The following is a 14,520-nucleotide window of genomic DNA, read 5'->3' as shown; positions in this document are numbered from 1 at the left end:
CACTGCCCATCTGCTGAACGAGAAGAGGATCTGTTATGGACTGGCTCACCTACCTGAGCTTCGGCGACACCGGCTGGGGTGACGAGTTGTTGCAGGGCCTTGGGGTAACCCTGGCCCTGGCCCTGACCACCCTGCCGGTCGGGCTGCTGCTGGGCCTGCTGGTGGCGGCGCTGGCGCTGTTCGGCGGGCGCCTGCCGCGCGCCCTGGCCCTGGCTTTCAGCACCACCCTGCGCGGCCTGCCCGAGCTGCTCACCCTGTTTATCATCTACCACGGCGTGGGCATGGGCTTGAACGCCCTGCTGCGCTGGTTCAATCCGGAGGCCGGCTATCTCGAACTGAGCCCCTTTATCGCCGGGGTGCTGGCCTTGGCCATGGTGTTCGCCGCCTATTCCAGCGAAGTGTGGCGCGGCGCCTGGCAGGCCCTGGACGGCGGCCAGCGCGAGGCGGGGCAGGCCATGGGCCTGCGCCGGCTGACCATCTTCCGGGTGATCGAACTGCCGCAGCTACTGCGTCTGGCCCTGCCGGGGCTGGGTAACCTGTGGATCAACCTGCTCAAGGACACCGCCCTGGTCTCGGTGATCGCCCTCAGTGACCTGATGCGCATGGCCAATATCGCCGTGGGCAGCACCAAGAAGCCCTTTCTGTTCTTCCTCGTGGTGTGCCTGGCTTACTGGCTGGTGTGCCTGCTTTGCGAATACCTGCTGGCGCGCATGGAGCGTCGTGCCGGCCGCGGTTACCGCACCGGAGGGCAGGCAGCATGATGGATATCCTTATGCGCTTCTCCGGCCAGTTGCTCGCCGGTGCCGGCCTGACCCTGCAACTCACCGCCATCGCCGCGTTGCTCGCCTGCGCCCTGGCGTTGCCCTTGGCCATTGCCCGCTGCAGCGAACGTGTCCTGCTGCGCTGGCCGATTCGCCTGTTCGTGTCGTTCTTTCGTGGCACGCCGCTGCTGGCCCAGTTGTTTCTGGTCTATTACGGCTCGGGCCAGTTTCGCATCGAGCTGAGCCAGCTGGGGCTGTGGTGGTTCTTCCGCGATCCATACTACTGTGCCCTGCTGACCTTCGTCCTCAACTCCACGGCCTATCAGATCGAGATCCTCCGCGGCGGCCTGCGCGCCGTGCCCTATGGACAGATCGAGGCGGGCGTCGCCATGGGTCTGTCGAGCTTCAACCGCTACCGCAAGATCATCCTGCCCAATGCCTACCGCATCGCCTTCCCGGCCCTGGGCAACGAGATCATCCTGCTGCTCAAGGGCAGCGCGGTGGTCAGCGTGATCACCCTGTTCGATGTGATGGGCCAGACCCGGCGCATCTTCTCGCAAACCTTCGACCTGTCCGTGTACCTGTGGGCGGCGTTGCTCTACCTGCTGATGACCAGCGCCTTCGTCTGGATCTGGCACCGCCTGGAGCTGTGCCTGACCCGCCACCAGCGTGTACGCCAAGCCCCATCCATCGCCACTGCGCCAGCATCAAAGCGGGTATCCGCCGGAGTGTCGCCATGACTGCAAGCATCCCCCAGACCGCCGCCCTGCAGGTGGAAAACCTGCACAAATCCTTCGCCGGCATCGAGGTGCTCAAGGGCGTCTCGCTGACCGCCGAGAAGCACGACGTGATCAGCATCATCGGCTCCAGCGGCTCGGGCAAGAGCACGCTGTTGCGCTGCATGAACCTGCTGGAGTTCCCCGACAGCGGCCGCCTGCGCGTGCACGGCGAGGAGCTTGAACTGACTCCCAACCACCGTGGCGTGCGCTCGCGGCGCTTCCAGCGGCAGATCGAGCGGGTGCGCTCGCGTCTGGCCATGGTCTTCCAGTCGTTCAACCTGTGGTCGCACATGACGGTGCTGGAGAACGTGATGCTCGGGCCCTGTCTGGTGCACCGCCGCCATCGCGATGAGGTGGAAGCCCAGGCGAAGCAGCTGCTGGCCCGGGTCGGCATGCTGGAGAAGTGCCAGATGTACCCCGACTGCCTGTCCGGCGGGCAGATGCAGCGGGTGGCGATCGCCCGCGCCCTGGCCATGGACCCCGAGGTGATGCTGTTCGATGAGCCCACCTCGGCCCTGGACCCGGAGCTGGTGGGCGAGGTGCTGCTGGTGATCCGCGAGCTGGCCGAGGAAGGGCGCACCATGATCATGGTCACTCACGAGATGCGCTTCGCCCGCGAGGTGTCGTCCAAGGTGGTGTACCTGCACCAGGGCCGGATCGAGGAGCAGGGCAGCCCGGAACAGCTGTTCAACGCCCCGCAATCGGATCACCTGCGCCGCCTGTTGGCGAGCCAGTACTGATGTTTTTCAACTGCCTTGTTTAAGTGAGTAATTGCATGAGCCAAGTCGTCTCGCTGTACCCCTGGAAAAGACAGCAGCACCTCAATAGTGCCCACAATCAGCTGCTGATCGACGGGGTCAACGCCATCGAACTGGTCGAGCGTTATGGCTCGCCGCTGTTCGTCTACTCGGAAAGCAAACTGCGCGATAACGCCCGGGATATCCTCGACAACTTTCGCCGGGTACACGCCAAGACCCGGGTCTGTTTCGCTAGCAAGGCCTGCGCCAACCTGGCGGTGCTCAGGGTGTTCAAGGACTGCGGCCTGGATCTGGAGGTCAACTCCGGCGGCGAGTTCTACAAGGCGCAGATCGCCGGCTTCGCCCCGGCGCAGATGGTGTTCAATGGCGTGGCCAAGCAGGTGGGCGAGTTGCGCGAGGTGATCGGCTCCGGGATCAAGGCGATCAATGTCGACTCGCTGTCGGAGCTGGCGCGCATCCTCGCGGTGGCGGGGGAGCTGGGCCAGCAGGCCCGCGTCAGCCTGCGCATCATTCCGGAGATCCAGGGCGGAGCCGCCGCCGGCTGGCAAACCGGCACCTCGACCTCCAAGTTCGGCATGACCGCTGCCGAGCAGGCCGAGGCCATCGAGCTGATTCTTGCTCATCCCGCCGCGCTGAAGCTGGTGGGGGTGCATGCCCATATCGGCACCCAGATCACCGATATAGGCGTGTACCAGGCCGAGGCCAATTTCCTGATCGACTACGTGCGTCAGGTCAGCGAACGCCTGCCTTACCCACTGGAGCATGTGAACCTGGGCGGCGGCTTCCCCAAGAACTACAGCAGCGCCCAGGAGAATTTCGACTCGGTATCGCCGCACTACTGCGCCAACTACCGCACCGAGATCGATTTCGCCCAGCTCGCCGAACACCTGATCAAACCGGTGTCCCTGGCCCTGGGTGAACAGATCGAATTGATCGTCGAGCCGGGGCGCAGCATGGTCAGCGACACCGCCCTTCTGCTGACCCGTATCGAGGCGCACAAGGAGCGCCAGGGCCGTCCGGTGTTCTACCTGGACGCCGGCTACAGCGTGCTGTTCGACCTGTATAGCGGCTGGTACTTCCATATGCTCAACGCCTCCCGCGCCGACGATCCGGACACCCGCCACTGCCGCATGGCCGGGCCACTGTGCGACAGCAGCGACACCTATTACGACATCGAAGGCGAGGGCGCGGTGACGGATCTGATCGCCGAGGAGCCGGTCCTGGCCCAGCATCGCGCCGCGCTGGAGCGGGTGCTGGTGCACCAGCCCAACCTGCGCGAACTGCCGGCGGCCACCGCCATGGGCGATGTGATCGCCCTGCTGGACGTGGGGGCCTACGCCCTGGAGATGATGAGCCAGTACTGTGGTCGCCAGTCCGCCGCTGCGGTGCTGGTGGACCTGCGCCAGGGCAGCCGGCTGATCCGCCGCCGTGGCGAATACCGCGACCTGCTGGCCCATGATCTGGACTGAGCTGGTGGGCGTTGTGCGCACCAGCCAGTTGCCGCTTGCCGGTGCGCACAGCGCACCCTACACAGCCCAGTGGCCTTATAGCCTTGCGCTAGGGGCTGTGAGCGGTGCACTGTTGCCCCAGAAGTGGCCGGGATGACGGCCTGCCTGGGAGAACTACCGATCATGCTGTCGCCCCGCGAGCGTTTGCTGCGCAATCTGGACTGGAACCTGATGTACACCTTTCTGGTGATAGTCGAGGAGAGCAGCATCACCGGCGCGGCGCGCAAGCTGTCGCTCAGCCAACCCAGCGTCAGCAATGCCCTGAAGCGTCTGGAAGAGCACCTGGGTATGCGCCTGATCCAGCGCAAGAAGGGTATGTTCTCCCTGACCGAGCAGGGCCTGCGGGTCTACGAGTACATTTCCTCGGCCGGCAGCATCATCGGCAAGATGGCCGAGCAATACGCCGGCGAGGCCGACGCGGTGCTCGGCGAGCTGCATGTCCAGGTCGCCAGCCATGTCAGCTGTCAGCCCTTCGACGACAGCCTGGCGCAGTTCCATCGCCTCTATCCCAATGTGCTGATCAGCCTCAGCTCCCAGCCCAGCGCCGACATAGTCGACGCGGTGGCCCGGGGCAGCCTGCATATCGGCATCAGCAACAAGAAGACCGCCCAGACCGGTCTGCACTTCGACCTGCTCGGCTACGAGCAGATGGCCTTCTACTGCGGCCCGCGCCACCCGCTGTTTGCTCGCGAGGACCTGACCGCAGCGGACCTGCGCGGTCTGGCCTACGTCTCCTTCGAGAGCGACCAGCCCGGCGAGGGCCTCAGCGCGGTCAACTCGGTGCGCACCGAACAGCAGTTCTGGGGCCGCCTGGTGGCGGTATCGCCCAACGAGGAGGAGGTGCGCCGGCTGATTCTCGCCGGCCTCGGCTTCGGTGCCCTGACGGTGGAGGGGGCCAAACCCTTCGTGGCGCAGAAGCTGCTGTATCAACTGCCGCCCTATGACAAGCTGCCGGTCAACGAGGTGTACCTGGTCACCCCGGAAAACCAGCTGCTCAGCGATGTGGAACAGCTCTTTATCGGCATGCTCCGCGAGGCCACAGTTACGGCCGTCAGAGAACGCTATTTCAAACCGTGAATAGTTGGCTGGGGTGCAGGTGGTGGGTTGTCAGCGAGCAGGTGCGGCATCCACCAGGCCCCAGGCTTCGTCATGCGCACGACATACCCTATGGAGTCGGCGTAGCGTCCCGCCGGTTGGCCCATGCCGCTTTGAGCTTGTAGCTGAGGTAATGCCACCGGTGAGCGAGACATAACCCACAAAAAAGGCGAAGCCTGCCGGCTTCGCCTCGTTACTGTTTCACGGCACTGTCAGCGCTTGTGCGGTACCGGCGTGAGCAACACTTCCGGGGGCATTTCGCAGTTGATCTTGCGCCCCAGCAGTTGTTCGATCGGTGGCAGGGCGTAGGCGTCGTTTTCGCTGGCGAAGCTGATCGAGGTGCCACTGGCGCCCGCGCGGCCGGTACGACCGATGCGGTGCACGTAGTCGTCCGGCACGTCCGGCAGGGTGTAGTTGATCACGTGGCTGATGGCGTCGACGTGAATCCCGCGGCCGGCCACATCGGTGGCGACCATCACCCGGATCTTGCCTTCGCGGAAGCCTTCGAGGGTCTTGATCCGCTTGTGCTGCGGCACGTCGCCAGACATTTGCGCGGCGCTGATGCCGTCACGGGTCAGGCGTTCTTCGATGCGCCGCACTTCGTCCTTGCGATTGGCGAAGACCATCACGCGGATCCAGTTGTTCTGCGCGATCAGGTTGTACAGCAGCTTGTACTTGTCGCTGGAGGCGACCATGTAGACATGCTGCTCGACGGTATCGCTGGCCACGTTCTCCGACTCGATTTCGACGATGGCGGGCTCGGTGGTCCATTGCTTGGCCAGGTTCATCACGTCTTCGGTGAAGGTCGCCGAGAACAGCAGGGTCTGACGCTCGTTCTTCGGCGGGGTCTGGCGGATGATCTGCCGCACCTGGGGGATAAAGCCCATGTCGAGCATGCGGTCGGCTTCATCGAGCACCATCACCTCGACCATGTCCAGGTGCACTTCGCCGCGCTGGTTGAAGTCGAGCAAACGGCCCGGGGTGGCCACCAGGATGTCGCAATGGCGCGACTCGAGCAGCTTCAGCTGTTTGTCGAAGTCCATGCCGCCGACGAAGCTCATCACGTTGAGCCCGGTGTATTTGGTCAGGTCTGCGGCGTCCTTGGCGATCTGCACCACCAGTTCGCGGGTTGGCGCGATGATCAGTGCGCGCGGCTCACCCATGTAGCGCTCTTTCGGCGGCGGGGTCTGCAGCAACTGGGTGATGATCGAGATCAGGAAGGCGGCGGTCTTGCCGGTACCGGTCTGGGCGCGGCCAATGGCATCCTGGCCTCTGAGGGTGAAGCCGAGCACCTGGGCCTGGATCGGCGTGCAATAGGGGAAACCCAGGTCGTGGATGGCATGCATCAGCTCGGGGGCGAGCTTGAAGTCATGGAAGCGGGTCTTGCCTTCGGCCGGTTCGACCGCGAAGTCTTCCAGCTTCCAGGTGTCCACCGGCTTGGCTGCACGCTGGCGCCGGGGTTTGACGACCTTGGCGGCTGGTTTTTCTTGCTGGGTCACCAGCGTAGCTGGGCTGTCGTCGCTATTACTGGCCATGTGGTGCGCCTTGGCCGTGCGATTGGGTTGCTCGTGGTGGCTCTCGCCGCTACGGGGCGTGGTTGGCGAAGCAGGCGTGCTGGTTGGGCTGGGCTGCTCGCCCTCGGCTTTGCCGAACATTTTCTTGAGTGCTTTGAGCACGGTCATCTCGTCAATTGGTTAAGGAGTGAACTGCGGTCAGTGTAAAGCAAGAAGCCGGCGCGGCGAAGTACCATGGCTGGCCTTGTCCGCGGCCCCTGGATCCGGGCTGTTCAGTCTCCCGGCAGGTTGGCGAGCAGCAGGCGCTGAACGTTGCCACCCATGATCGCGGCAATATCGCTGCGGCTGAAACCGGCCTCGAGCAGCGCCTCGGTCAGTTGGCCCAGGCCGGTGACATCGAACGGTGTGTGGACGGTGCCGTTGAAGTCCGAGCCCAGGGCGACGTGGTTGACCCCGACTTTGTCGGCGGTGTAGCGAATGGCCTTGGCGATGGCCGCGACCGAGGTGGCGCACACGGCCGTATCCCAGTAGCCGATGCCGATCACGCCGCCCGTGGCGGCGATGCCTTGCAGGTGCTTGTCGCTAAGGTTGCGCGGGCCCGGGCAGGTGCCTTCGACGCCGGTATGGGTGACCAGTAGCGGGCGCGTGGCCATGGCCAGGACGTCGTCGATCAGCGGGCGAGAGGCATGGGCCAGGTCGATCAGCATGGACTTTTCTTGCAGGCGCTCGATCACCTGGCGGCCGAACGGCGTCAGACCGCCCTTCACCAGGCCGTGGGCCGAGCCACCGACTTCGTTGTCGAAGAAGTGAGTCAGGCCGGCGATGCGAAAACCGGCGTCATACAGGCGGTCCAGGTTACTCAGCTGGCCTTCGAGAGGGTGCAGGCCCTCGGTCGAGAGCAGTGCCGCAACCCGCTGTGGATCTTGCTGCCAGGCCTGGAGAAAGGCGGCCAAATCGCCCCGCGTTCTGATCAGGACTAACCGGCCGTCGCTGTTGGCGGCAGCCAGGCGCAGCTTCTCGGCTTGATACAGGGCACGTTGCAGCAGGCTGTCCCAGGTCGCGCGCGGCCAGCGCTGGGCCATTGCCAGCAGGGTGATGTTGTCGCTGTCGGCGCCATTGCTCTGGATGTTCATGCCGCGCGGGGTCTTGGTTACGGTGGAAAACACCTGCAAGGCGGCCCGCGCTTCGAGCATGCGCGGCAGGTCCGAGTGGCCGTAGCTGTGGCGTTTGAGCAGGTCACGCTCCCAGAGCAGCACATCGTCATGCAAGTCGGCGATAAACAGCTGGTCACGCACCTTTAGGGCCGCTTCGCTGGCTGGATAGGGGGCGGGCGCCTCGACGCTGTTCATGCGCCGGTCGAGCAGGTTGGGCAAACTGAAGAAAATCCCTGCCGCGGTCAGTGCAAGCAACGGCAGGGCAAGCAGTAACGGGCGTGTGCGCATCTGTGAAGGTATCCAGCTGTCGTCAGCCAACGACTCTAACAGAGGCAGTTGCGGCCTTGCTGCTTGGCTGTGTAGAGCGCGCTGTCGGCCCGGGCGATCAGGCTCTGCAGGCCGTCCTTCGGGTCCATCTGCGCCAGGCCTATGGACACCGTCACGCCAGGCAAGATGCCGACTGGCGAATAGAAGGATGTGACATCCTCGAGGCTCTGGCGCAGCCGTTCGCCGATGTGGCGGGCTTCGGTGGCGGCGATTTCCGGGAGGAGAATGACAAACTCTTCGCCACCGAAGCGGATCAGGCTGTCCTTGGTGCGCAGCTGATTGCGCAGGGTATGGGCCACCAGGCACAGGGCATAGTCGCCGGCGAGGTGACCATGCCGGTCGTTGAACGCCTTGAAATGGTCGACATCCAGCATCAGCAGGCTTAGCGGCTGTTGATTGAAGGCGCAGCGGGTGCTTTCGCGTTCGTAGACATGTTCGAGCCAGCGGCGGTTGAACGAGCCGGTCAGGGTGTCGATATTGGCATTCTGCTCACTGTTGAGAATCAGCAGATTGCCCTGGCGCAGTCGGGCGCAGAGCAGTTCGAGCAGGTTGCTCATCAGTTGTGGTGATTGCTGGAACAGCTTGATCAGGGATTCGCGGTGCAGGCGCAGCACGCTGCTCGGTTCGGTCGCGACCACATAGGCAGAAGGGTGATGGTTGTCGATAAAGCTGATTTCCCCGGCGCAGTCCCCGGCTTGCAGGGTGCTGATCGGCGGATTGTCCAGCGAGCCGAGGTAGACCTTGAACTGGCCATTGAGCAGGAGGTAGAGGTGCTGGTTGCGGTTGAACGGGGAGAGGAGGATTTCGCCAGGCTCCAGGTCGAAGGTACGGACTTCCTTGAGCACCTGGTTGACGCTGCTGGTCGCGACATTATTGAACAGCCGCAATTGGCAGACTTGCTGCAGGTCGGCCTGCCGTCGTGAGGTTCTCACGGCGCGCAGCCTGGGCGGGGCAGGCTGAAAAGCGTGGTGGACATCGCAAACACTCCCTGTCGTATGGGCGAACACCAGCGCCCACAGTATGCCTGTGAGGTGCGGCTGGCAATCCCCTGCAAAAAGTGTGGCTGATTAGCGGCGTAGATCATCGCGGCTGGCATCAGCGGATGCAGCCCGTCGTACAAGGTCAAAGCAATGCGCCGGGCGCCTTTGCTTAAACCAGCTTGGTGGTCTGAACAAGCCCGGGCACAGTCCGGGACACGCGTCCCGGATGACCCTGGCGCTTATCCAGTCTACTCAGTCGCTGCAGTGCAGCTGGATGGGTACCGCGAACCCTGCCAGGCGCTCGGTCACGGCCTGCTCCAGTTGGCTGTCGCGGCGTGGCAGGTGGATGTGGGCGAGTTGGCCGAGGCGCTCGTCGTTGAGTACCTCGACGCGGATCGCTTTGTCCAGTTCGGCCATTGCGGTTTGATAGACGCGCCGAATCGCATCGAAGCGCAGGGCCGGTTTAAAGGTTTTGCCTACCGCAGTGACCGGGATGGCCTCGATTATCCAGACATCCTTGGGCACGGCGGCACGTTCGCTGATGTGCGCGGCGGCATGGGCCAGCAGTTCCGCTTCGCTGGTCTGGGCGCCGGGCTTGAGCTGGACATAGACCACCGGCAGTTCGCCGGCCTTCTCGTCGGGCTTTCCGACTGCGGCGGCCAAGGCCACGGCAGGGTGGCCGTGCAGGGCCTCTTCGATCATCTGCGGATCGATGTTATGGCCACCGCGGATGATCAGGTCCTTGCTGCGTCCGGTCAGCCAGATGTAGCCGTCGGCGTCGATGCGGCCGAGGTCGCCACTGTTGAACCAGTTGCCGTCGACCCAGATGCCGGCGTTCTTGCTCGCTTGCAGGTAGCCCTTGAATACCGTGGCGCCACGGATGCACAGGTTGCCGATTTCATTTGCTGCGGCATCGCGCAGATAGCGGCCCTGATCGTCGAGCACCTTGATGCTCACCTCGCAGTAGGGCATGCGCAGACCAATAGAGCCGGGGCGACGCTCGCCGGCTGGTGGATTGGCGCAGGTAGCGCACGTGCCTTCGGTGAGGCCATACCCTTCGATCAGGGTCAGTCCGGTCTTGGCCTCGAACTGGCGGATCAGCTCCACCGGCATGGGCGCGGCGCCGCACAGGGCATATTTCAGCGAGCTGAGGTCGTGGCCTGCGCTGGGCACTTGCAGCAGACCGGCATAGATGGTCGGTACGCCGCTGAAGAAGCTCACCTTGTGGCGCTCGATGATGCTCCAGAAGTTCTCGATCAGTGCGCTGTTGCGATAGCCCTGCGGGGTGGCCAGCAGGACTTCGGCCCCACCGCCGAAGGCCGTCAGGCCGGTGACGATGACGCCGTTGACGTGGAACAGCGGCAGGCCGCAGAGGGTCACGTCGCCGGGAGCAAAGCGGGTGACCAGGTTCAGGCTGTAGGCCATGGCCACTTCGTTGCCGTGGCTGTGCGGAGCCAGCTTGGGCGTGCCGGTGGTACCGCCGGTGTGGAAATAACTGGCGATGTCATCGGGGTGGAATTGGCGGCCGCTCTCCAGTCGCTCGGCCGGGCAGGCGGCGATCAGTTCGTCGAAGTCCAGCACGCCATCCGGTAGCGGCCCGCGTTGTGCCTTGAGGGCACTGCGTTGTGGTTCGGGCAGGAGGTTGGCCATGTCCACGCAGATCACTGCCTTGAGACCGGGGAGTTGGCCGCGCAGCGACTCGACCTTGGCCCACAGGTCGGTGCCGGGAAAAGGCGCCAGGGTCACCAGCAACTCGGAGTCGGAAGCCTGGATCAGCTCGGCGATATGCTTGGGGTCGAGCATGGGATTGATCGCGTTGACGATGCCGGCCGCTTCGCCACCCCAGATGGTGAAGTGGGTCTGCGGCAGGTTGGGCAGCAGGAATGACACTGCCTTGCCCGGGCGCAGGCCGAGGCGGTGAAAGGCGTTGGCGGTCTGGGTGATCTTGCCCAGCAGTTCCTGGTAATCAAGCCGATAGGTCGGCTCGTCGACGGTGCCCTGGAGGATAAAGGACAGTGCCGCTGCCTGGGGTTGCACCTCGGCCGTGCGACGGATCAGTTCGTAGGTGCTGGGCGGCAGATTGCGTTCGGCCAATGGGATGGCTTCGATCTGCTCGATATCGGCGAGACCGCGAATGATGGGTTGGTGGGTCATTTATTGTTCTCGGCTCGAGGCGTTTGCGTGCACAACTGCTGCGCCAGCCAATCGGCAATATCGCGGATCTCTTCCGGCAGCACTTCATGGGCCATCGGATAATCACGCCACTGCACGGTGACGCCGCAGGCGGTCAGTTGATCGTGAGCTGTGCGGCCCATGGTGGGCTGTACAACATCGTCGAATCTGCCATGCAAGCAGAACACCGGCAGTTGTTTTTGTGTATCCGTCAGTTGCATTTCGTCACTGAAGGTTGGCGCATAGGTGGACAGGGCGATGACCCCGCCAAGCGGTCCTTGCCAGCGCAGGAAGGCCGTATGCAGCACCACGGCGCCGCCCTGGGAAAAACCGACAAGAAAGATCCGCGCCGGGTCGATGCCGCTGTCGCGCTGTGCTTCAATCAACGTGATCACCTGCTGGGCAGATGTTGCCAGTTGTTCGCGGTTGATTGCCCGTGCCGGGCTCATGGCCAGGATGTCGTACCAACTGGGCATGGCCAGGCCACCATTGATGGTCACCGGCTGGGTTGGAGCCTGCGGCATGACAAAGCGCGTGCTGCGCAGTCGTTCTTGCAGGGCTTCGGCCACAGGCAGAAAGTCATAGCGATCAGCCCCCAGGCCGTGCAACCAAATGACGCATGCGTCGGCAGCGAGTGTGGGCTGAAGGATCAATGGGTCGCTCATGGGTAGCTCCAGAGTGGTGCAGTGCGCATGAATTAGTGCACCTGAAATTTCAGTGAGTGGCTATTCTGTGAACAAGATGTCGCAAGGTTACAAGTTTTGCTATTGACCTGTACGTATCGTACCAAGGGCAAGCTTCTGGTACGGGCTTTGCTATAACCAACCGGGACTGATGCTGTCGCCCGGAACGGTAACACTGCTACTGAACCGGGTATGGAACAGACGGGAAGCCATTTGTTGGGGGTTTCCACAAGACTCGCCAAATGCAGCATGTTTGGCGATAAGCGAATCGCTATCCGTCTCTGGCCCATTCGACCAATGGGCAAGCGAGAGCTTTAATGGCCGAGGGGACAATCGGCGGTTAGACTCGCGTTTAAGGTCCGATCCCCGGTTGATCGCGTTGCTGCCGACGTGATTGACGTGCCCCACAAGGGTACGGAGGTAGGGCCGAGACTCCAAACACAACAAAAGCAACTGGAGGTTTTAATGAAGATGGTGAAATCCACCCTGGCTATTCTGACTACCGCAACCGTTCTGGGTGTCAGCGGCTTCGTACATGCTGGCGCCACCCTGGACGCGGTACAGAAGAAAGGTTTCGTTCAGTGCGGTATCAGCGATGGTCTGCCTGGCTTCTCCTATGCTGATGAAAAAGGCAATTATTTCGGCCTCGACGTCGATGTATGCCGCGCAGTGGCAGCCGCCCTGTTTGGTGATGCGAACAAGGTCAAATTCAGCCCGCTGACTGCCAAGGAGCGCTTCACCGCGCTGCAATCCGGCGAAGTCGATGTGCTGTCGCGTAACACCACCTGGACCAGTTCGCGCGACTCCGGTCTGGGCTTGAACTTCGCCGGCGTCAATTATTACGACGGTCAGGGCTTCCTGGTTAACAAGAAACTCGGCGTTACCAGTGCCAAGGAGCTCGACGGTGCAACCGTGTGCATCCAGGCTGGCACCACCACCGAGCTGAACCTCTCCGACTACTTCCGCGCCAACGGCCTGAAGTACACCCCAATCACCTACGATACTTCCGACGAGAGCGCCACTTCGCTGGAGTCCGGCCGTTGCGACGTGCTGACTTCCGACCAGTCGCAGCTCTACGCCCAGCGCATCAAGCTGTCTGCGCCGCTGGAGTACGTGGTACTGCCTGAGGTGATCTCGAAAGAGCCGCTGGGCCCGGTCGTGCGCCAGGGTGATGACGAGTGGTTCAACATCGTGCGTTGGAGCCTGTTCGCCATGGTCAACGCCGAAGAGTTGGGCGTCACCTCGAAGAATGTCGAAGAAGTGGCTAAAACCACCAAGAACCCGGATGTTGCCCGCCTGCTGGGCGCCGAGGGTGAGTTTGGCAAGGATCTGAAACTGCCGAAAGACTGGGCGGTACAGATCGTCAAGCAAGTGGGCAACTACGGCGAGAGCTTCGACCGCAACGTTGGCGCAGGCAGTGATCTGAAGATTGAACGCGGCCTCAACGCCCTGTGGAACAAAGGTGGTCTGCAATACGCACCGCCAGTGCGCTGATCGTCTTTGCCGGTGTCCCGTCCCGGGGCATCGGCATGTTCTAGATGACGTGAACCCCCATGCCCGCCAATGCGGGCACGGGGGTTCCTAGAGGGCTCCTATGCAAAATCCTGCAAATGTCTCGCGGCCACGCGGATCGGTCTGGACCGATCCCAAGGTGCGCGCATGGCTATTCCAAATTATTGCCGTTATCGTCGTCGTGGCGCTCGGCTGGTACCTGTTCGATAACACTCAGACCAACCTTGAGAAGCGTGGGATCACCTCAGGGTTCTCCTTTCTCAATAACAGTGCCGGGTTCGGCATTGCGCAAAGCCTGATCGATTACAACGAAAGCCACACCTATGGGCGGGTCTTCTTCGTCGGTTTGCTCAACACCCTGCTGGTGTCGGTGATCGGCATCTTTCTGGCGACCATTCTGGGCTTCATCCTCGGTGTGGCGCGGCTGTCGCCCAACTGGTTGATCGGCAAGCTCGCTACCTTCTACATCGAGACCTTCCGCAATATCCCGCCGCTGCTGCAGATCTTCTTCTGGTACTTCGCGGTGATGCTCTCGCTCCCCGGGCCGAGGCAGAGCTTGGATATTGGTCAGACCTTCTTCCTCAATAGCCGCGGCTTGTATATGCCGGCGCCGAGCCCCTCGGACAGCTTCGTCACCTTTTTCGGGGCTGTGGTGGTGGCGATCATCGGCATCATCTTGCTGACACGCTGGTCGCGGGCACGGTTCGAGGCCACCGGCAGGTACTTTCCGGTGTCCCTGGGGGCGATACCGCTGTTGCTGGTGCTGCCCGGCCTGGCCGTGCTGCTGACCGGCAATCCGCTGCAATGGAGCACCCCCGAGCTGACCGGTTTCAACTTCACTGGCGGCTGGGTGCTGATTCCCGAGTTGATGGCCTTGACCCTGGCCTTGTCCATCTACACGGCGGCCTTCATCGCCGAGAACGTGCGTTCCGGGATCATGGCGGTCAGTCATGGACAGACCGAGGCAGCACGTTCGCTGGGCCTGCCGGGCGGCAAGACCCTGCGCCTGGTGATCATTCCCCAGGCCATGCGGGTGATCATTCCGCCGCTGACCAGTCAGTACCTCAACCTGGCGAAGAACTCCTCGCTGGCGGCCGGTATCGGTTATCCGGACATGGTCTCGCTGTTCGCCGGTACGGTGCTCAACCAGACGGGGCAAGCCATCGAGGTGATTGCCATCACCATGAGTGTGTACCTGGCCATCAGCATCAGCATTTCCATGTTGATGAATTGGTACAACAAGCGCATGGCGCTGATCGAACGCTAGAGGACAAGCC

Annotated in this window: 12 protein-coding genes; 7 read left to right on the top strand and 5 right to left on the bottom strand. The window is 62.8% G+C overall.

Annotated elements, in window-relative coordinates:
• Positions 1-35 precede the first annotated feature (35 nt).
• The 5 genes from LJY18_RS12720 to LJY18_RS12700 all read left to right on the top strand — a co-directional run bounded on the left by LJY18_RS12720 (position 36) and on the right by LJY18_RS12700 (position 4,883).
• Positions 36-761: an ABC transporter permease gene (locus LJY18_RS12720; RefSeq protein WP_238042186.1), complete on the top strand. Its 726-nt coding sequence runs from the start codon at positions 36-38 to the stop codon at positions 759-761.
• Positions 758-1,501: an ABC transporter permease gene (locus LJY18_RS12715; protein ID WP_238042185.1), complete on the top strand. Its 744-nt coding sequence runs from the start codon at positions 758-760 to the stop codon at positions 1,499-1,501. The genes LJY18_RS12720 and LJY18_RS12715 overlap by 4 nt, the downstream gene beginning before the upstream one ends.
• Positions 1,498-2,280, top strand: a complete 783-nt coding sequence (locus LJY18_RS12710) for an ATP-binding cassette domain-containing protein (RefSeq protein ID WP_238042184.1) — start codon at positions 1,498-1,500, stop codon at positions 2,278-2,280. The genes LJY18_RS12715 and LJY18_RS12710 overlap by 4 nt, the downstream gene beginning before the upstream one ends.
• A 35-nt stretch (positions 2,281-2,315) precedes the next feature.
• On the top strand, positions 2,316-3,767 hold the full coding sequence (gene lysA / locus LJY18_RS12705) for a diaminopimelate decarboxylase (RefSeq protein WP_238042183.1): 1,452 nt from the start codon (positions 2,316-2,318) through the stop codon (positions 3,765-3,767).
• A 162-nt stretch (positions 3,768-3,929) separates the two neighbouring features.
• Positions 3,930-4,883 (top strand): LysR family transcriptional regulator, encoded by a 954-nt coding sequence (locus LJY18_RS12700; RefSeq protein WP_238042182.1) that lies wholly within the window; start codon positions 3,930-3,932, stop codon positions 4,881-4,883.
• A 230-nt stretch (positions 4,884-5,113) separates the two neighbouring features.
• Here the strand turns inward: LJY18_RS12700 and rhlB are convergent, their stop codons facing one another.
• The 5 genes from rhlB to LJY18_RS12675 all read right to left on the bottom strand — a co-directional run bounded on the left by rhlB (position 5,114) and on the right by LJY18_RS12675 (position 11,713).
• On the bottom strand, positions 5,114-6,583 hold the full coding sequence (gene rhlB, locus LJY18_RS12695; RefSeq protein WP_269137811.1) for an ATP-dependent RNA helicase RhlB: 1,470 nt from the start codon (positions 6,581-6,583) through the stop codon (positions 5,114-5,116).
• Between the two features lie 104 nt (positions 6,584-6,687).
• On the bottom strand, positions 6,688-7,857 hold the full coding sequence (locus LJY18_RS12690) for a dipeptidase (protein ID WP_238042180.1): 1,170 nt from the start codon (positions 7,855-7,857) through the stop codon (positions 6,688-6,690).
• Positions 7,858-7,892: 35 nt separating this feature from the next.
• Complete coding sequence (locus tag LJY18_RS12685) at positions 7,893-8,828, bottom strand: GGDEF domain-containing protein (RefSeq protein ID WP_238042179.1); 936 nt, start codon at positions 8,826-8,828, stop codon at positions 7,893-7,895.
• 300 nt (positions 8,829-9,128) lie between these two features.
• Entirely contained in the window at positions 9,129-11,030 is a 1,902-nt protein-coding gene (locus LJY18_RS12680; protein ID WP_238042178.1) for an acyl-CoA synthetase, read from the bottom strand.
• The gene (locus LJY18_RS12675) at positions 11,027-11,713 is read right to left on the bottom strand and encodes an alpha/beta hydrolase (RefSeq protein WP_238042177.1); all 687 of its coding nucleotides are present in this window, start codon (positions 11,711-11,713) and stop codon (positions 11,027-11,029) included. The genes LJY18_RS12680 and LJY18_RS12675 overlap by 4 nt, the downstream gene beginning before the upstream one ends.
• 483 nt (positions 11,714-12,196) lie before the next feature.
• Here LJY18_RS12675 and LJY18_RS12670 point away from each other — a divergent pair, with 483 nt between their 5' ends.
• On the top strand, positions 12,197-13,225 hold the full coding sequence (locus LJY18_RS12670) for an amino acid ABC transporter substrate-binding protein (RefSeq protein ID WP_238042176.1): 1,029 nt from the start codon (positions 12,197-12,199) through the stop codon (positions 13,223-13,225).
• Positions 13,226-13,325: 100 nt separating this feature from the next.
• Positions 13,326-14,510 (top strand): amino acid ABC transporter permease, encoded by a 1,185-nt coding sequence (locus LJY18_RS12665; RefSeq protein WP_238042175.1) that lies wholly within the window; start codon positions 13,326-13,328, stop codon positions 14,508-14,510.
• The last annotated feature ends 10 nt before the right edge of the window (positions 14,511-14,520 follow it).

Source organism: Pseudomonas sp. MMS21 TM103 (assembly GCF_022132145.1).
Lineage (GTDB): Bacteria > Pseudomonadota > Gammaproteobacteria > Pseudomonadales > Pseudomonadaceae > Aquipseudomonas.
Note: the sequence above shows the minus strand (reverse complement) of the source record. Positions and strands in the feature narration are given on the sequence as shown.